Source organism: Nocardiopsis suaedae, from assembly GCF_027706745.1.
Taxonomy (GTDB): domain Bacteria; phylum Actinomycetota; class Actinomycetes; order Streptosporangiales; family Streptosporangiaceae; genus Nocardiopsis_A; species Nocardiopsis_A suaedae.
This window is the reverse complement of the sequence record NZ_JAQFWP010000041.1, coordinates 13,199-31,027: the sequence shown is the minus strand read 5'-3', so window position 1 is coordinate 31,027 and position 17,829 is coordinate 13,199. Positions and strand designations below refer to the sequence as shown.

Genomic DNA, 17,829 nt, shown 5'->3' with positions numbered 1-17,829 from the left:
TCCGTGAACGGGCACCCCCCGGATGCGGCCGATCCACCGCACCGAGCACCGTGGGCACGCCGGACCGGATCCCGCGGGCCGTCCTCCCGCGGGTTCCCGGTCTGGCCGAACGCGTTCCACGCTAGAGACGCCGTCTTCTGTAGCGCTTTCAGCCTGCTTTCAGCGTCGGTTGCAGCCCGCCGGAACCCGCCCGCCCGAGGTCGCGCGCCGACCGGTCCCCCGCCGCGTCCGGCCCGTCGGGCCGTCCGGGGGGGTGGGGCCGGGCGGGGAAGGGAGGACTTCTTCCCGGCGGACCCGTGTCCACACGCCGTTCGCCTGTCCTCTTTCGGCCTATGGTCCCCCGTCTGTCACCGTTCCGATCTAAACTGCCTTCTCGTGGCACACCATGCGCCCGATCCGGGAGAAGAGACTCCGCTGGCCCGACTGCCCCGGAGGTCCCGGGCGACCCTCATCGCGGCCACGGTGAGTGTCCTCGCGGTCGCGCTGGCCCTCACCGGCCTGTGGGCCGCGGGCGGCTTCGAGGCCTCGAAGTCCACCGACTTCCGGGACGTCGAGCCCGGCGGGCTGGTCCGCAACTCGCTGCTGGAGCTGAAGCTGCACGAGGCGGCCTTCTCCCAGGACCCGAACACCGGCGCCCACACGCTCCAGGTCCGGGCCGACATCAAGTCGCGGTTCAACGAGCCGGTGCCGGTGTCGAACATCAGCGGCATGATCGACCCCCGCTTCGGCCGCAAGGACCTGTCCGCCTCCGCCATGCGCATGTCCCTGACCCGCCAGCCGGACCGCTCCGTCTTCGAGCTCCAGCCCGAGGTGCCGGAGGAGGCCGTGCTGACCTGGCAGCTCACGGACGACGACCCGGACGCCGGGCCCAAGAAGGCCGAGGAGATCTTCGACGAGGAGGACCTCCTCGAACCGGACGACGTCTCCGAGCAGGTCGCCGCGGTCGACCGGGTCAAGGTCACGGTCACCGGGGCCGAGTACGATGCCGGGTTCACCGACCAGACCAAGCGCTGGTGGGGCGACACCAACACGCGTGGCATCGTCTACCTGCCCATCGACGAGGAGTGATGACCGTCAGCGCGCCCCCGCCTCCGCAGTCCCCGCAGCCGCCCGCGGGGCCCACCGCCGCGCCCCGGCCCGCGGGCGGGCGGCGCTGGCCCACCGCGGTCGCCTCGCTGGTGCTGCTGGCGCTGCTCATGTTCGCCCAGTCGTTCCGGTTCCCCTCCGATGTCGCGGTCACCGAACCGATGGTCGCCTCCGGCGACGCGTCCGCCACCGTGGACGCGGGGTCCTTCACCGTCAGGGTGGAGGAGGTGCGCTTCGCCAAGGCCGTCGGCGACGGCTCCGAGGACTCCGCGCTGTCCGACTTCGCGCCAGAGCCGGACTACATCGAGGCCAAGGGCGTGTGGGTGGTGGTCTTCCTGGACGTGACCTCCACGGACCGGCAGCTGACCCGGTTCGAGTCCCGGCTCGACAGCGGTGACAAGAACGTCTACGCCTCCACGCCGTGGCTGCACAACGCCTTCGGGTCCATCGGCGACGGCTTCCCGCCGGGCATCCCGATCCGGGGCGCCACGGCGTTCGAGGTGCCGGAGAAGGCCCTCAAGGACCCGGTGGTGCAGGTCACCATCTCTACCGGGATCGACAAGCGGCTCTCCGGGGAGGCCCACGTGAAGCTCGGGCTGTCCGGGGACGAGCTGAAGAAGGCGATCGAGGGCGCCGAGGAGACCCTGGACGTGCCCGAGCCCCGGATGCAGAAGGTGTGACGCCCCGTGCCCGCCCGTCACGACCCCCGCCACCCCGACGACCGGGATCCGCTGGACCCCGCATCGTCGGACCCCGCACCATCGGAGCACGTCCGCCGCGAGCACGAGCCGTGGGCGTACGGGGCGCAGGGCGCGCCGCCCGAGCAGGCCCCGGGGACACCGCCCACCGGCATGCAGCCGGGAGCCCTCCCTCCGCACGCGCAGCGGCCCACGCCCCCGGACGGGCACCAGCGCGCGCCGGAGCCTGCGCGGCCGCAGCAGGCGGCGCCTTGGCAGGAGCAGCCGTCGGCATTCCAACAGCCGTCGGCGCCGCAGGAACCGTTCCGGTACCAGCAGCCCTCTGGTTCCGCGCAGACCGGGCCCGAGCCGTCGCCCTTCGCGCCTCCGCCCACTCCGCACACGGCGCAGCCTCCGGAACAACAGCAGGGCACCCCTCACGGGGCGCAGCAGCTGGGCCCCGCACCGTCGGAGCCCCGACACGGAACGCCCGCGGGAAACGCGCCTACCGGGGGCGCGTCTACCGGCCGACACGGGCCGCATCAGGCCCGACCGTGGGAGGCGGCGCCTGAGGGCGCGTACCAGCGGCCGCCTGAGGGCGGACACCCCTCGGGCGCATGGGCACCGCAGCGCGCGTGGCCGGAGCAGGGTGAGCCGTTCCCCGGTGGGCATACCGGCCCGCAACAGGGCCCTCCCCCCGCCGCGCCCCAGGGCCAGGGCCGGGGACAAAGCCCCGCGCAGGGTGGGCAGGCTCCGCAGGGGACACCGCCCTACGGCCAGCACTCCGGCCCGCGGCAGGCGCCGCCCTTCGTCGAGCCCAAGCACCCGTCGGCACAGGGCGGCCCTCCCCAGGGCGCGCCCTTCCCAGGGCAGGGCACAGGACCGCAGCAGGGGCCGCATCAGGCGTCCCCGCTGATCGAGCCGAAGGGCCCACCGCACCACGGATGGCACGGCGCTCCTCAGAACAGCGGTCCCCGGCGGGCGCCCGCCCCGCTGGGGGCGGAACCGCCCGCGCAGGCGCCGCGCCCCGCCTTCGAGCGTCCTGAGGACGGCCCGGTCCCGACCGGCCCCCAGGCCGGCTGGGCGCCTTCCGCTTCGGCCGGAGCCGTCGGAGCGGGCGCAGCCGCCGCAACGGACCGGCCTCCGCTGTGGAAGCGGCTCCACCTGCCGTGGATCGCGGGCATCGTCGTCCTGCTGCCGGTCGCGCTCGGCGGCCCGTGGGTGCTGGAGAACCAGCAGTGGCAGGAGACCGGCGCGATACCGCCCGACCCCGTCCCCGCAGAGGGCGACGCCGCCCTCATCGCCGGGAGCGACTGGGAACTGGCCGGGGTCGTCACCGACGAGTACATCGGCGCCGAGCCGCCTCCGCCCGGCATCAGCCTGGTCGACGCGCTCTTCAAGGCCTCCCCGACCGACGAGCGCTCGGCCGAGCTGCTGAAGACGTGCAGCTTCCAGGCCATCGGCGACGACGGCCGGATCTGGGAGACGAGCAACGAGTACAACACCCGCACCGCGCTGGAGGACGAGGGCATCGTCTTCCCCGGGTTCCTCGGGTGTACCGACACCGAGGGCGAGCCCTTGAAGCCCGACGACACCGGGGCCTTCGTGGCGAGCTTCCTTGTTCCCGAGGACGCGGTGGACTCGCTGCGGTTCCGGGTGGACGTCGACACGGGGCTCGGGAAGAAGGAGAGCGACCCCCCGGCCCCCGAGGCGGCGGTGTTCGAACGTCCTGACGAGGACGACTAGGGGGTGTTGTGTGGATCATGGCCGTAGCGAGCGGCGTCCAGGTGCGTTCATCGCAAGAACGCTGTGTTTCCCGAAAAGCAGGGGAGTCAGCCTGGGTGCGCTGTCGACCGATGAGGACGCAGCGAGGGGCGTGCCCGGGCGTCGCGCAGTAGGCCGTGATCCACACAACACCCCCTAGCGGAGTTCTGCGGTCTCCCGCCGATTCACGGTCCTCCGGCGGCCCCACCGGCCCGGATCCGCGGTGTTCTCGGGGAGAACGACGCAAAAAAAGGGGCTCGTAGCGTCGTTTTGCCGAGATCAACACGGAGGGACGGGACCGCTCACACGCGCTGGAGCGGTGTCCTTCCCGCCCGGCCGGGTCGGCGGATCGTCAGGAACTCCGGCCAGGACCGGCCCGACTCTCCCACGCACGGACCGGCCCCCTGCACGTCGGCAGGGCGGCCGAAAGCCACCCTGCCGACGGCGGTCACGGCCCTCGAAAGCCGCACCATTGCAACGGACGCCGTCTCGGCCCGTCCCGGTCCGGCGGAATTCGGCCCCGCGCGACCCGGCCCCTCAGAGCCTCACACCGTCCCGAGACCGCCGATGCCGACGTACTTGGTGTCGAGGAACTCCTCGATGCCGACGGTCCCGCCCTCGCGGCCCAGTCCCGAGTGCTTCACGCCGCCGAACGGCGCCGCCGGGTTGGACACGATGCCCTGGTTCAGGCCGACCATCCCCGTCTCCAGCGCCTCGCTGACGCGCAGCGCGCGCGTCACGTCACTCGTGTAGACGTAGCTGACCAACCCGTACTCGGTGTCGTTGGCCGCGCTGAGGGCCTCGTCGTCGGTGCTGAAGACGCTCACGGGCGCCACCGGGCCGAAGATCTCCGTCGCGTACATGTCGCTCTCCTGCGACACGTTCTCCAGGACGGTCGGCCGGTAGAAGTACCCGGGCCCCTCGGCCGCCTCGCCGCCGACGACCACGCGCGCGCCGCGGCCCACCGCGTCGTCGACCAGGCGCTGCACCTTCTCGCGTGCGCGCGCGTCGATCAGTGGGCCCACCTGGACGCCGTCCTCGGTGCCGCGCCCGACCGACAGGGCGCCCATGCGCTCGCCCAGGCGGCGGGAGAACTCGGCGGCCACCGACTCGTGCACGTAGAACCGGTTGGCGGCGGTGCACGCCTCGCCGATGTTGCGCATCTTGGCCTGCATGGCGCCCTCGACCGCCGCGTCCAGGTCGGCGTCGCCGAACACCAGGAAGGGGGCGTTCCCGCCGAGCTCCATGGAGGTGCGCAGGACCTGCTCGGAGCTCTGCTCCAGCAGGGTGCGCCCCACACCGGTGGAGCCGGTGAACGACACCTTGCGGATGCGGCCGTCGCGCAGCAGCGGCTCGGTCACCCCGCCGGGGTCGGTGGTGGGCAGCACGCTCAGCACGCCCTCGGGCAGCCCGGCCTCCTCCAGGATCCCGGCCAGGGCGAGCGCGCACAGCGGGGTCTGCTGGGCGGGCTTGAGGACCATGGTGCACCCGGCCGCCACCGCCGGGCCGATCTTGCGGGTCCCCATCGCCATGGGGAAGTTCCACGGCGTGATCAGCATGGAGGGGCCCACCGGGCGCTTCATGATCAGGAAGCGGGACTTGCCGTCGGGCGAGGTGGCGTACCCGCCGGAGACGCGCACCGCCTCCTCGGAGAACCAGCGCAGGAACTCGGCGGCGTAGGCGATCTCGCCGCGCGCCTCGGCCAGCGGCTTGCCCATCTCCAGGGTCATCAGGAGGGCGAGCTCGTCCTGGCGCTCCATCAGGATCTCGAACCCGCGCCGCAGGATCTCGCCGCGCTCGCGCGGGGCGCGGGCGGCCCAGGAGGCCTGGGCGCCGGCGGCGGCGTCGAGGGCGGCGAACGCGTCCTCGCGCGAGGCGTCGGCGACCTCGCACAGGGCCTCCCCGGTCGAGGGGTCCTCCACGGCGAAGGTCGCGCCGCCGGAGGCGTCGCGCCACCGGCCGCCGACCATGAGCCGCTTGTCCACCTGCTCGACGGCCTTCACTTCGTCGCTGCGCTGCGCCATCGGTCTGCCGCTCCCTCATCCTCGTCGCTGCCCGCCCCCTTCCCAGCGGACCGGGTTCGCTAACGGGGCCGCGGGTAGGGGGACCCGGGAGAGCGCGGTCTGGACACCGCCCCAGGCGGATGATTCCATAGCGCCGTCGATTGTCAACAATCCTACGGAATGAGGTTCGCGCGCATGGTCGAGCAGTCGGCCCGGCTGTCCCCGGTCCTGAAGCAGGCCACACCGGTCCTCGCCGCACGCGGCGAGGGCGTGCACATCTACGACGAGGACGGCCGCCGCTACCTGGACTTCACCGCCGGTATCGGGGTCACGAGCACGGGCCACTGCCACCCCAAGGTGGTGGAGGCCGCGCAGAAGCAGGTCGGCACCCTCATCCACGGGCAGTACACCACGGTCATGCACCGGCCGCTGCTGCGGCTCACCGAGGAGCTGGGCTCGGTGCTGCCCGAAGGGCTGGACCGCCTCTTCTACGTCAACTCGGGCAGCGAGGCGGTCGAGGCGGCGCTGCGGCTGGCCCGCCAGGCGACGGGGCGGCAGAACGCGGTCGTGTTCGAGGGCTCCTTCCACGGGCGCACGATGGCCGCCGCGTCGCTCACCACCTCCGGCACCAAGATCCGCGCGGGGATCGGGCCGCTCATGCCGGGGGTGGCGGTCGCGCCGTTCCCGTACGCCTACCGGCTGGGGATGAACGAGGAGCAGGCGGTCGAGTACGCGCTGGCCGAACTGGACTACATGTTCGCGACGGTCACCTCGCCCAAGGACACCGCGGCGTTCTTCATCGAGCCGGTCCTGGGCGAGGGCGGGTACGTGCCGGTGCCCCCGGCCTTCCTGGAGGGGCTGCGGCGGCGCGCCGACGAGCACGGGATCCTGCTGGTCGCCGACGAGGTGCAGACCGGGTTCGGGCGCACCGGCAGGTTCTGGGGGCACGAGCACGCGGCGGTCCGGCCGGACGTCGTGATCACCGCGAAGGGCCTGGCGAGCGGGTTCCCGCTGTCGGCGATCGCGGCGCCGGAGAGCATCATGGAGCGCGCCTGGCCCGGGTCGCAGGGCGGCACCTACGGCGGCAACGCGGTGGCGTGCGCGGCGGCGCTGGCCACCCTGGAGGTCATCCGGGAGGAAGGGCTGGTGGAGAACGCGGCCCGGAACGGCGAGCGGCTGCTGACGGGGCTGCGCAAGGCGGCCGAGGGGCACGCGCGCGTGGGCGACGTGCGCGGGCTCGGGCTGATGGCCGCCAGCGAGTTCACCACGCCGGACGGGTCGCCCGACACCGAGACGGCGACGAAGGCGCACAAGGCGGCGACCGAGCGCGGTCTGCTGCTGCTGACCTGCGGACCGCACGGGAACGTGGTGCGGATGATCCCGCCGCTGGTGGTCGACGCCGACCAGATCGACGAGGCGCTGGCGCTCTGGTCGGAGGCGCTGGCCGACGCCTCCGCCTGACGGGCACCGGGGGCGCCGGGGTCCAAGGGCGGTGCGGCGCGTTCCACTGACGCGTTCGCGCCGTCTGGACCCCACGGCGCCCCCTGGTCCCACGGCGCACGGGATCCTTGGGCCGGCCGCTGCGGACCGGAACCGGACGAGCGCGCCCCGTATCCGACCGCCCTCCCGATTCGGGACTTCCGACCAGGAATTGGAAAGCGCTTAACTCATTTCGGAACGCCGCTTACCAGGGGAAATCGACGACTTTTCCCTCCCTTGACAGGGTTCCAGTGCCGCCGTAGCGTCCCCTGCATCGGGAAAGCGATTTCCTTCCCCGGGCGGCCCCTCGGCCGACGATCCGCCGATGACCCGGCGGCGTTCCGGTCGCCCCGCGCCCCCACCGCGGCGGTACCCGCCCGGGCGCGCTTCCCGGCCCCTGTCCCCGAATACGAGGAGTCTCCTCGATGCAGTCTCAACAGCCCGCGCACACCCGCCCCCGGCGCGGCCGCCCGAAGGCGGCCGCCACCGCCGGCGCCGCCGCCCTCGGCGTCGGCGCGGTCGCGGCGCTCGCCCTGGCCCTGCCCACGGGCGGGGGCGACACGGCGGCGCCGGCCGGCGCCCAGGACACCGCTCAGGACGCCGGCTCCCCGCTCGCCGACGCCCCGGTCGGCTGGGCCTCCGAGGACGGCGGCACCACCGGCGGCGAAGGCGGCGAGACCGTCCAGGTCTCCGACGCCGACGCGCTGCTCGACGCCGTCTCCGGCGACGGGGCCGCCGTGGTGGAGGTGACCGGCGACATCGACCTGTCGGGCATGAACGACGTCGGATCGAACACCACCATCGTCGGCGACGGCACGGCGACCATCACCGGCGGCGGCTTCGACCTGAGCGGCGTCGAGAACGTCGTCATCCGCAACCTCAACTTCGACGGCTGGGACGACGACGCGATCAACGTGCAGGAGGGGGCGACCAACATCTGGGTCGACCACAACGCCTTCAGCAACGGCGACGACGGCGCGGTCGACATCAAGCGCGAGTCGGACTTCGTCACGGTCTCGTGGAACCGCTTCTTCGACCACGACAAGACGATGCTGCTCGGCCACAGCGACGACCACACCGAGGACCGGGGCCACCTGCGGGTGACCTACCACCACAACTTCTTCGACGGCACCGACACCCGCCACCCGCGGGTGCGGTTCTCGGCCAGCGCCCACGTGTTCAACAACTACTACGTGGACAACGCCGAGTACGGGGTGGCGTCCACGATGGGCGCCCAGGTGCTGGTGGAGGGCAACTACTTCCAGGGCGTGGACACCCCGACCGAGGTCGGCTACGGCAGCTCCGGCCCGGGAGAGCTGGTGGAGCGGGACAACGTCTACGACGACTCGGGCTCCCCGGCGACCGAGGGCTCCGTGGACGACCCGCCGTACGACTACACGCTGGACCCGGCGGAGGAGATCCCCTCCATCGTCTCCGGGGGCGCGGGCCCACAGGCCTAGCCGCCCGTCCACCGGCGGCGTCTGGGCCCCGGCCCCTCCGCGGGGCCTGGGCGCCGCCCCTCCCGCCCCGGCACGCGAATAATGCGGTCAAAGCGCGCCGCAGCCCGTGGTAGAGTCTTAGACGTCGCCCGGGAGGACAGCCTCCACCAGGGCGGACACAAGAGAAAACAGGCACTCGTAGCTCAATGGATAGAGCATCTGACTACGGATCAGAAGGTTGGGGGTTCGAATCCTCCCGAGTGCGCAGGAGCCGAAGGGCCCTGGTCGGTAAGAGCCGACCAGGGCCCTTCGCTTGGTTCTGACACCGGTCGGCCGGGGCGAGTCGGGACGCGCCCCGGGCCTCCCGGCGTCGGCTCCTCCCCCGCTCCCGGCACCGTCGGGGCCGCGTTCGTCACTCACACGGCGAATGTCCCCACCCTCGGTGTGATGTCCGGAGTTCTGCGGTGTCCCGCCGAGTCGCGGTCCTCCCGCGGCCCCACCGACCCGGATCCCCGTTGATCTCGGGGAAGTCGGGCTTAAGAGCGCCGTCATGAGCCCGACTTCCCCGAGATCAACGACGGAGGGGCCGGGCGGGAGGGAGTCCGGACAGGACCTAGTAGCGGCGCGGGCCTCCTTCCCATAGGACGGAGACTCCGGTGTTCCCCTTCGAGCGCTCCCGGCTCGCTCCCAGGAGACGCCCCCTTCCAGGCGCACTTCCTCCCCGCTCCGGCCGCGTTGTGAATCGGGCCCTCTGTCGGGGTTCCTCTGCCCCGAAGAAGGTGTTTTCCCCCGGCCCGCTTCCGGTAGAAACCAAGAGTGCAAGCGCATCAACGTTGTCTACTCCACGAGGAGGTGGCGAGGGATGCTGATGCGCACCGATCCCTTCCGCGAGTTCGACCGCCTGACCCAGCGGGTGTTCAACGAGGCCCGTCCGGCGGTCATGCCGATGGACGCCTACCGCGAAGGCGACGAGTTCGTCATCCACTTCGACATGCCGGGGGTCGCGGCCGGCAGCATCGACCTCCAGGTCGAGCGCGACGTGCTGACGGTCAGGGCCGAGCGGCCCGCCCCCGAGCGGACCGAGGGGCGCGAGACCGTGGTGAGCGAGCGCCCGACGGGGTCCTTCTCCCGTCAGCTGTTCCTGGGCGAGACCCTCGACACCGACCGGATCAGGGCCGATTACGACGGCGGTGTGCTCACCGTGGTCATCCCGGTCGCCGAGCAGGCCAAGCCGCGCAAGATCGAGGTCGGCGACGGCGGGACCCGCGCCCGGATCAGGGGCTGAGACCGGAGACCGCCGCACAGGCCCCGGCCCTTCGGCCGGGGCCGCTTCGCGGGGGCGGCGCCCCGCTCGCGCCCGCACCCCGGGTCTCACGGGCGGTCGTTTCGGAAGACCAGCACCAGTGCCCGCAGCGCCAGGACGCACCCGACGAACAGCAGGACTCCGCCGACGAAGGCGTACAGCGGCACGTTCGGCGCCATCATCGGGCCCTGGTCGCTGGTGATCAGGAGGATCGCGCCCAGGACGGCGGTCGCCGCCATCGCCGCCAGCACCACTTGGCGCACCAGGCCGGTCAGGAACCGCCGGCCCTCCGGGTCGGCGAAGGGGCGGACCGTCACGGTGAACCGGCCCTCCTCCAGGTCCTCGGTGATCCTGTCGACCCGGCGGGGCAGCCGCTGCAGAGTCGGCAGCAGCGACATCAGCCGCGCCTCCAGCGACTCCCGCAGGGCGGCGCCCGACATCGCCTCGTCCGCGAGCAGGCGGCCCTGCCTCCGGGCCGCCTGGATCAGGTCGAGGTCGGGGCTGATCGCGGCCGCCGTGCCCTGCAGCGCCGTCAGCGCCCGGAAGGCCGCGGCGACCTGCGGCGGGACCGCGAACCCGTGGCCCAGGACCACCGGGAACAGCTCGGCGAACATCTCCGCGCTCCCCCGGCCGCCCAGACCCGGCCGGTAGCGCAGCATCAGCTGGCCCACCTCCCGCTCCAGGCGCCGCTCGTCCAGGCCGTCGGGGCGGCCCAGCAGGTCCACCAGGGCGTCGGTCGCGCCGATGGCGTCGTCCCGGTCCACCGCCGCGAGCAGCAGCCCCAGGGTGGTGCGGGCGCCGCTGTCCAGCCGGCCGACCGACCCGAAGTCGAGCATGGCCAGCCCTCCGTCGGGGGCGATGAGGATGTTGCCCATGTGCAGGTCCGCGTGGAAGACGCCGCTCACCGAGATCTGCCGCAGCACCTCGCCGACCAGGCGTTCGGCGGTCTCGCGGCGCTCGGCGCCGGTGAAGGCGGACAGCACCGGCCCGGCGTCGCCCACCGGGACGCCCTCGACCCGCTCCATCACCAGCAGGGTGCGCGAGGAGTACTCGGGGTGGACGCCGGGCACGCGCACGCGGTCCCCGTCCACCTCCGCGGCGACCGCCCGCATGTTGTCCAGCTCCACGCGGTAGTCCAGCTCCTCTTCGAGCGAGGCCGCGAACCCCTCGGTGAGCCGCTGCACGCCCAGCGCCGCACCCCAGGCCGTCGAGCGCTCCAGCCTGCGGCCCAGCCGCAGCAGGATGTCCATGTCCGCCTCGACCTGCCGCTGCGCCCCCGGGCGCTGCACCTTGAGCACCACCCGGGTGCCGTCGCGCAGCTCGGCGGCGTGCACCTGGGCGACCGAGGCGGCGGCCAGCGGTTCGGGGTCCACCGACGCGAAGACCTCCCCGACCGGCCGCCCGAGGGCGTCGGCGACCGCGCGCTCGATGCGCGGCCACGGCTCGGGGTCGGCACGGGTCTGCAGCGCCGACAGCTCCCGGGTGAACGCCTCCGGGACCAGGTCAGGGCGGGTGGAGAGCATCTGGCCGAACTTGATGAACGCCACGCCCGCCTCGTTGAGCGCCGCGGTGAGCGAGCGCGCCGTCTTGGCCATGCCCTGCGCCGGGGCGGTGCGGCGGCGGCCGCGCAGGTACCCGCCGAGGCCGTGCTTGACCGCGATGGCGGTGATCCGCGCGTACCTCCGGGCCCGGCGGCGGCGCGCCTTCCACCCGGTGACCAGCGACAGCGCCGGGGGCAGGGTGCCGGTCGGCAGGAACAGCTCCAGCAGCACCAGCGCGATGAGTCCGAACAGGAAGACCCAGACGACGGCCAGCCCGGCCAGCAGCATGTAGGGGGCCGGGGACTCCTGGGCCGCCTCGACGGTGAACGGCAGGCCGGACGCCCGCACCAGGACCATCGCCGCCCCGTAGGCGAAGGTGAGCACGGTCAGGGCGACCAGGATCGTGCGCGGCCAGCCGATCGGGACACCGAGCGTCCTGCGTGCGAGCGCGCTGATCACCGCCGTGAACAGGGCGAGCATGATCAGGCCGAGCAGGTCCATCGGCGTCCTCCAGGATCGGCGCCGCGTGGGCGCACCAGGGCCCCTGTGGGGCGTCATCGACACGGGTCGCGGATCGCCCCCGACGGGTGGGGCGCGGAGCGGGCGCCCCAGCCCGCACCGTCGGCACGGTTCCGCGGCCGCGTGGGCACGGTGCGCGCACGCCGACAGCGTAGAGCCGGCGACGGTGGCCGGACGAGACGACGCCCGGAATCTCGCTCGCAAGGGTGAGATTGTGGGCCCCGGTGCGGGAGCGCCGGGCGGGGCGGCTCCGACGTGTGGAGGACACTTCCGCGAGGGCGCTGTCTTTTCGGAACCTCCGCCGGGTTCCCGGCGTCCAACACCGTTGCCCAACTCGCGGTCCCCAGGCGGTCCGGGACCGTGGTGTCAACGGATGAGGTCGTGGTCTGGTGTTCGGAATCCTGCGTCCCTGTCGGCACTCCCTCCCCGGAGGACTCGCGGAGGAGTGGATGTCCCACATGTGCGGCCTGTGTCTGACCCTGAGGGACGACCACGGTCAGGCCTCGCGGGTCGCGACCAACTACGACGGGCTCGTCGTATCGGTCCTGGCCGCCGCCCAGGCCGAGGAGTGCGCGGGCACCCGGCGGGCCGGTGCGTGCCCGCTGCGCGGAATGCGCGGCGCCGATGTGGCCGACGGGGCGGGGGCGCGGCTGGCGGCGTCGGTGTCGCTCATGCTGGCCTCGGCGAAGATCTCCGACCACATCGCCGACGGCGACGGGGTGTACGCCAGGCGCGGGGTGCGCGCCCTCGCGGGGCGGGTGGCCGACCGGTGGCGCCGGGGAGCGCAGGAGTCGAGCGGCGCGCTCGGCTTCGACGGGGAGGGGCTGCTCGCCGTGCTCGACCGCCAGAAGCGGGCGGAGGAGGCCGCGGGCCCCGGAACGGACGTGCTGGCGGTGACGTGGCCGACCGAGGAGGCGACGGGAGAGGCGTTCGCGCACACCGCGGTGCTGGCCGGGCGGCCGGGCAACGCCGCGCCGCTGCGGGAGGCGGGCCGCCTGTTCGGGCGGATCGCGCACCTGCTGGACGCGGTCGAGGACCGGGAGCGGGACCGCGAGCAGGGGGCGTGGAACCCGCTGACCGCGACCGGTACGGAGCCGGCGCGGGCGCGCGAGCTGTGCGACGACGCCGTGCTGGGGGTCCGGTTGGCGCTGGAGGAGGCCGAGTTCACCGACGGCCGCCTGGTGCACGCGCTGCTGGGGCACGAGCTGGGCCGCGCGGTCGACCGCACGTTCACTCAGGCCGGATACCCCCAGGACCCCTATCAGCACGGCCACCCGCACCACGATCCCCGGTACCCGCAGCACCCGCACGGACAGAACCCGAACCGGCAGCACCCGCACCGGCGGGCCGACGGCGGCCACTCCTATGGCGACGACTACGCCACGACCGGCGGCTCGTCCGGCTCGTCCGACGAGGCGGGCAACAGCAAGGGGAACTGCTGCGAGACCTGCTGCAGCTGCGGGGACACGCCTCCGCTGAACCAGCCCTACAAGCGGGGCCTGTTCAGCGGCTGCGCGGTCGCGCTCTTCATGTTCTGCACGTGCCAGCTCTGCTGCCGGGACCCCCACCCCGGCCCTTGGTCGGGCAAGTCGCGCGATGCCTGGTGCAACGTCTGCGAGTGCTGTGAGTGCTGCCGGTGCTGCGAATGCTGCAACCTCTGATGGCTCCGGTGCCGTGGCCCGACCGGCCACGGCACCGGAGGAGACACCGGGGGCCGGTCAACCGACGCCACTGCGGGTCGGCCGAGAGCTCCCCCGGGGGTGCTCACTCCGGAGTCGGCGCTCGGCCGTGCTCGCCGACCAGAACACGCCACGCGCTGAACCCGATCGGGACCAGGAGCCCCGCGAGCACCACCCAGTATCCGAAGGGATGCACACCACCCGCCACGAAGAAGCCGGCATCGTGTTCCGCGGCTCCTTCCAGAGCCCTGACCTCCGACCCCGACGGAAGAACCTCGTTGGCCCTGTCCGCCGCCTCGGACGGTCCGGTCACCGCGTTCACGGTCATCACGACCACGGTCACGACGCCGGTCACGAACACCGCCGTCCACCGACGGTCGAACGCGAGAACCGCGGCGACCGCCAGGCACGCCAGAGTCCAGGCGGCGAAGCCCACTTGGGGGCCGGGAACGTTGGTCTCTGCGGCCGCCTGCGCCATGGCCAGTTGCACTCCGACAGAGATGTGGGCGTCGTAGACGTCGGTGCCGGTGATCGTGGCATCCGTACTGAACACGGGGTAGTTCGCACGGATCCGCATGCTCGGGACGTAGAAGACGACGAGGGCGGCCATGAAAAGCGCCGCGATTCCGGTCCACCGCTCGACTTGGGGGGCCACCGTCACTCCCAGGCCTGGAGGGCGCCTTGTCGTCCCAACGCTGGCATACGTGCCGGGAACGCACAGCGGTCCGACCGCTTCCGGTCATGCCGACGGGTCGGCACCGCAGCGGCTCCGGTCGCCTGATCACTCCTCCCCGCAGGTCCTCCGGTAGGCCGCGGTCGGGGGCAGGTCCTTGATCATGCCGTCGAATCCCAGGCGCGCGTGCTCCCGGCAGGCCTCGTCCTCGTCCACCGCCCCCTGGTAGTCGACCGCGAACACCGCCTTGCCCTGGTCGATGAACGGCTTCAGCTCGTCGCACTCGTCGAACTGCACGCACTCCTCCGGGAGGGCCCAGTCGAAGTGCCCGGCCAGTTCGGCGGCCGACCCGGGCCGGTCGTGGCCGTTCTTCATGCCGACCGACAGGCCGCGCGCGTGCGCCTGCTCCGCCAGTTCGACGTACCAGGAGTGCTGGTCCTCCAGGGTGATCGGGAACCCGGGGTCGTTGCCCAGCGGGTTGTTCTGGTCGGGCTCGACGCCGTCGCAGCCCAGCTCCTCGGCCAGGTCGAAGCGCGCCCAGATGACGCCGGTCCACGCGTCGCGCTCGGAGGCGCGGATGTCCATCCAGCGCTCCTCTTCCCAACCCGAGCTCCAGCCCAGCGCCGAGCCCTCCTCCGGGGCGGCCGGGCGGTCCGGCACGTCCTCCAGGTCCTCCTCGTAACCGGGGAACATGCGGGCGTCGGGCCGGTAGTGCTCGTAGGCGCCGGTGTCGATGTAGCAGATGACGACGGGGCGCGGATCGCGGGCGTGCAGTTCGTCGACCGCCCCCGCGAGCGGCCCGGCGGGGACCTCGACGACCTCGCCGTCCGGGTAGCGCAGCTCGGAGCCCTCCGGGGCGACCTCGAACAGGTCGAGGTCGTACATCTGCGCGTCCACGCCCAGGTCGTAGGGCTCTTCGAGCTGCCATTCCCATGAGGCGACCTCGCCGGGGGCGGGCCTCCACCAATCGCCGCCGCCGTCCGGGCCGGTGTCCGGGCCGGTGTCCGGGCCGGTGTCCGGCCCCGGGTCCGGGCCCGTGTCCGGGCCGGACGCGCTGGCGCACCCGCCGAGCAGGAGCAGGGCCAGTACGGTGGCGGCGAAGGGCCGGATGCCGGTCGTCCCCGGCGATGGTGTCGAAGGTTCTGAGCGCACGCAGCTATGACGGCGGGATCACGCGGAAGGTTGTCCGCCTTCGGCGCCCCAGGCGGCTTCCAGCCGGCTGTACTCCTGCTGGGAGACGGACATCACCGTGCCGTGGCGCGCCCCCTCGGGAAGCGCGTAGTCGTCCGATACCGTCCACTCCCCCGAGTCCAGATCGGTGGTCTCGAACGGGACATAGCCCCGGCCGGTGTACTCGTCGATGAGGAGGTACCACTTCTCCTCGGTGTTCGACGCGAACACCGTGGGCCCTTCGCCGCGCTCGATGCCCGGGGAGTCCCCGGTGCCACGGCCGATGCAGTCGGCGACGAAGTCCCACGACCGGTCGAGCAGGTCGGTGGAGCGCTCGGCGGTGATGAACTTCCCGCACTCCGCGCCGGACGCGCTGCGCTCGTCCTTGGTGAAGCGGTGGAAGACGCCGTCGTGCTCGACGATGGTGGAGTCGATGACCGAGTGCCCCGGGTCGTGCCAGACCCCGGCCCCGGTGAACTCCTCGAAGTCCTCCGTGGTCGCGACCATCATCCGCTGGTGCTGGTCGCCGGTGTGGCCGGGGTCGTCCTCGTCGTAGAGCTTGGAGGCCCAGTAGACGGCGAACCGGCCGCGCTCGGCGTCCCAGTGGGCCTCCGGGGCCCAGACATTGCCGGCGTTCGGCGGAGCGACCTCCACCCGGCGCTCGTCGGACCAGTTCACCAGGTCGTCGGACTCCCAGACGATGAGCGCGCGGCTGCCGTGGCGCTGGACCTCGTCCCAGTCGCCTCCCCCGTACATTCTGAGGTCGGTGGCGATCAGGTAGTAGGTGCCGTCCTCGGGCGACCGCACGAGGAAGGGGTCGCGCACCCCCTCCTCGCCGACGTCCGAGGTCAGCACGGGCTCACCGCCGTTGAGCTCCCGGTAGTGCAGCGGGTCGTTCCCGGCGCTGAGGGCGAAGTGGACCTGTTCGCCGTCGGGTAGGCCCTCCCCGGTCATGTAGGCGAACAGGTACCCGGCGCCGTCGGCGCCGCGCGGGGGCTCTGCCGGTCCGGCCGCGGACGCGGCACCGGGTGCGGTCAGGACGAGGGGGGCGGCCAGGAGGGCGGTGCCCGCCACGGCACGGGCCGATCGGCGGGGCGGTCGTCTGCCGGGCATGTTCCATCCCTTCCAGGGGGGATATTGAGTTGAAAGTCCGTTGTGAGCGCTAACAACCACGGGGCCACGGCCACACGGACATCGGCCCCAGTATGGGGCCGCCCCCTCCCCCGTCAAGGGTCGGCGCGGAGCCGGTCGGCGCCCCCGTCCCCGGCGCCGGCCGGGAACCGCGCCACCACCGCGAAACCCCCCTCGGGACTCGGGGCCGCGTGCGCGGAACCGCCGTACGCGGCCGCCCGTTCACGCATACCGACGAGGCCGTGCCCCCGCCCGGAGCGCCCGCCCGGCCGGGGCGAGGTGGCGTCCCCGTCGTCACGGACGCTCACCTCCAGCGCCTCCGGCGTGTACGCCAGCCGCACCTCGACACGGCTCACACCCGGCCCGGCATGCTTACGCGCATTGGTCAGCGCCTCCTGCACCACCCGGTAGACCGCGAGCTGCATTCCCGCCGGAAGCGCGCGCTCCGCACCGGTCACGGCCATCTCCACGGGAAGGCCCGAGCGCCGGGCACGCTCCACAAGCTGTGAAAGGTCAGCCATGCCCGGCTGCGGTCCGTACCCGGGCCGCTGGTCGTCCTGTGGCCGGGGCTCGTCGCCCTCGCGCAGCACATCCAGCATCCGCCGCATCTCATCCATGGCGGACCTGCCCGTGTCAGCGATCGTCTGCACGGCCCTCTCGGCATCGTCCGGGCTGCTCCGCAGCACGAAAGCCGCCCCGTCGGCCTGGGCCACCACCACGCTGAGGCTGTGGGACACGATGTCGTGCATCTCCCGCGCGATTCGGGCGCGCTCCTCGGCGGCCGCGATACGGGCCTGCTGGTCGCGTTCCCTCTCCAACTGCGCGGCGCGTTCCTTCAGGCCGTCGAAGTAGGCCCGGCGCAGACCGGCGGCTCGCCCCCAAGCCCACGCCACGCCGATGACCACCGCGATGATGAGCATGTCGACCACCACCGCCAGCGGCTGGCTCCCCCATCGCGGAAGTGCCAGGGCGGCCCAGACCCCCAACAGTCCTGCCACGGCCGTCGACACCCGCCGGTCGCACCGTCCCGCGACCGTGAAGAGCGCGGGAAGGAGCAGTACGTCGACCACCATGGGGTCCAGCACCACCGCCCATTGCGCGAACGCGAAGGCCATCATCACGGCGAAGGCGGGCAGGGGGCGCACGCGGCGGAAGGCATACCCCAGGCACACCCCGGCCGACAGCAGTACGACGACGGCGTAGGGGAGATCCTCGGGCGTGTAGAGCCCTTGAGTGAGGACGGCGTAGGGGAACACGGCCCCGGCCACGGTGCCGTCCACGGCCCGGGGGTGGTTCCGCAGCCATGTGAGCACGGAGCGGTACACGCCGTCAGCGTAAGGCTGTGACGGCGCACCGACGAGGGGC

The 17,829-nt window shown here is 72.9% G+C and carries 13 protein-coding genes and 1 tRNA gene; 8 read left to right on the top strand and 6 right to left on the bottom strand.

Translation table 11 applies throughout. The features are described 5' to 3' along the window. Positions 1–462 precede the first annotated feature (462 nt). The 3 genes from O4U47_RS20020 (at position 463) to O4U47_RS20010 (ending at position 3,509) form a co-directional block, all read left to right on the top strand. Positions 463–1,068, top strand: a complete 606-nt coding sequence (locus O4U47_RS20020; protein ID WP_270679441.1) for a hypothetical protein — start codon at positions 463–465, stop codon at positions 1,066–1,068. Further along, the gene (locus O4U47_RS20015; RefSeq protein ID WP_270679440.1) at positions 1,068–1,766 is read left to right on the top strand and encodes a hypothetical protein; all 699 of its coding nucleotides are present in this window, start codon (positions 1,068–1,070) and stop codon (positions 1,764–1,766) included. The genes O4U47_RS20020 and O4U47_RS20015 overlap by 1 nt, the downstream gene beginning before the upstream one ends. Before the next feature lie 1,218 nt (positions 1,767–2,984). Further along, a complete protein-coding gene (locus O4U47_RS20010) occupies positions 2,985–3,509 on the top strand; it encodes a hypothetical protein (protein WP_270679439.1) in 525 nt (174 codons plus the stop codon). Between the two features lie 563 nt (positions 3,510–4,072). Here O4U47_RS20010 and O4U47_RS20005 read toward each other — a convergent pair. Continuing rightward, on the bottom strand, positions 4,073–5,551 hold the full coding sequence (locus O4U47_RS20005; RefSeq protein ID WP_270679438.1) for an NAD-dependent succinate-semialdehyde dehydrogenase: 1,479 nt from the start codon (positions 5,549–5,551) through the stop codon (positions 4,073–4,075). A gap of 174 nt (positions 5,552–5,725) precedes the next feature. Between O4U47_RS20005 and O4U47_RS20000 the strand changes: the two genes are divergently transcribed. The 4 genes from O4U47_RS20000 to O4U47_RS19985 all read left to right on the top strand — a co-directional run bounded on the left by O4U47_RS20000 (position 5,726) and on the right by O4U47_RS19985 (position 9,733). Next, positions 5,726–6,991, top strand: coding sequence for an aspartate aminotransferase family protein (locus O4U47_RS20000; RefSeq protein ID WP_270679471.1), 1,266 nt, complete (start codon positions 5,726–5,728; stop codon positions 6,989–6,991). A 443-nt stretch (positions 6,992–7,434) separates the two neighbouring features. Beyond that, positions 7,435–8,469 (top strand): pectate lyase family protein, encoded by a 1,035-nt coding sequence (locus tag O4U47_RS19995; RefSeq protein ID WP_270679437.1) that lies wholly within the window; start codon positions 7,435–7,437, stop codon positions 8,467–8,469. 171 nt (positions 8,470–8,640) lie between these two features. Further along, a tRNA-Arg gene (locus O4U47_RS19990) sits at positions 8,641–8,713 on the top strand. Between the two features lie 597 nt (positions 8,714–9,310). Continuing rightward, entirely contained in the window at positions 9,311–9,733 is a 423-nt protein-coding gene (locus O4U47_RS19985; protein ID WP_270679436.1) for an Hsp20/alpha crystallin family protein, read from the top strand. Positions 9,734–9,819: 86 nt separating this feature from the next. Here O4U47_RS19985 and O4U47_RS19980 read toward each other — a convergent pair whose 3' ends face one another. Beyond that, positions 9,820–11,793: an ABC1 kinase family protein gene (locus O4U47_RS19980; protein WP_270679435.1), complete on the bottom strand. Its 1,974-nt coding sequence runs from the start codon at positions 11,791–11,793 to the stop codon at positions 9,820–9,822. A gap of 407 nt (positions 11,794–12,200) precedes the next feature. Between O4U47_RS19980 and O4U47_RS19975 the strand changes: the two genes are divergently transcribed. Then, positions 12,201–13,472 carry a DUF5685 family protein gene (locus O4U47_RS19975; RefSeq protein ID WP_270679434.1) on the top strand — a complete coding sequence of 424 codons (1,272 nt, stop codon included), beginning with the start codon at positions 12,201–12,203 and terminating at the stop codon, positions 13,470–13,472. 103 nt (positions 13,473–13,575) lie between these two features. Here the strand turns inward: O4U47_RS19975 and O4U47_RS19970 are convergent, their stop codons facing one another. The 4 genes from O4U47_RS19970 to O4U47_RS19955 form a co-directional block, all read right to left on the bottom strand. Continuing rightward, positions 13,576–14,145: a hypothetical protein gene (locus O4U47_RS19970; RefSeq protein WP_270679433.1), complete on the bottom strand. Its 570-nt coding sequence runs from the start codon at positions 14,143–14,145 to the stop codon at positions 13,576–13,578. Between the two features lie 126 nt (positions 14,146–14,271). Beyond that, complete coding sequence (locus O4U47_RS19965) at positions 14,272–15,315, bottom strand: endo alpha-1,4 polygalactosaminidase (protein ID WP_270679432.1); 1,044 nt, start codon at positions 15,313–15,315, stop codon at positions 14,272–14,274. 18 nt (positions 15,316–15,333) lie between these two features. Then, positions 15,334–16,446, bottom strand: coding sequence for a glycoside hydrolase family 43 protein (locus O4U47_RS19960; protein ID WP_270679431.1), 1,113 nt, complete (start codon positions 16,444–16,446; stop codon positions 15,334–15,336). Between the two features lie 113 nt (positions 16,447–16,559). Beyond that, the gene (locus O4U47_RS19955) at positions 16,560–17,789 is read right to left on the bottom strand and encodes a sensor histidine kinase (RefSeq protein WP_270679430.1); all 1,230 of its coding nucleotides are present in this window, start codon (positions 17,787–17,789) and stop codon (positions 16,560–16,562) included. Between the last annotated feature and the right edge of the window lie 40 nt (positions 17,790–17,829).

Bases quoted from the DNA above. Each gene is read 5' to 3' on its own strand.
- O4U47_RS20015 (WP_270679440.1), top strand. From the start codon at position 1,068: ATGACCGTCAGCGCGCCCCCGCCTCCGCAGTCCCCGCAGCCGCCCGCG.
- O4U47_RS20005 (WP_270679438.1), bottom strand. From the start codon at position 5,551: ATGGCGCAGCGCAGCGACGAAGTGAAGGCCGTCGAGCAGGTGGACAAG.
- O4U47_RS20000 (WP_270679471.1), top strand. From the start codon at position 5,726: ATGGTCGAGCAGTCGGCCCGGCTGTCCCCGGTCCTGAAGCAGGCCACA.
- O4U47_RS19995 (WP_270679437.1), top strand. From the start codon at position 7,435: ATGCAGTCTCAACAGCCCGCGCACACCCGCCCCCGGCGCGGCCGCCCG.
- O4U47_RS19985 (WP_270679436.1), top strand. From the start codon at position 9,311: ATGCTGATGCGCACCGATCCCTTCCGCGAGTTCGACCGCCTGACCCAG.
- O4U47_RS19980 (WP_270679435.1), bottom strand. From the start codon at position 11,793: ATGGACCTGCTCGGCCTGATCATGCTCGCCCTGTTCACGGCGGTGATC.
- O4U47_RS19960 (WP_270679431.1), bottom strand. From the start codon at position 16,446: ATGCCCGGCAGACGACCGCCCCGCCGATCGGCCCGTGCCGTGGCGGGC.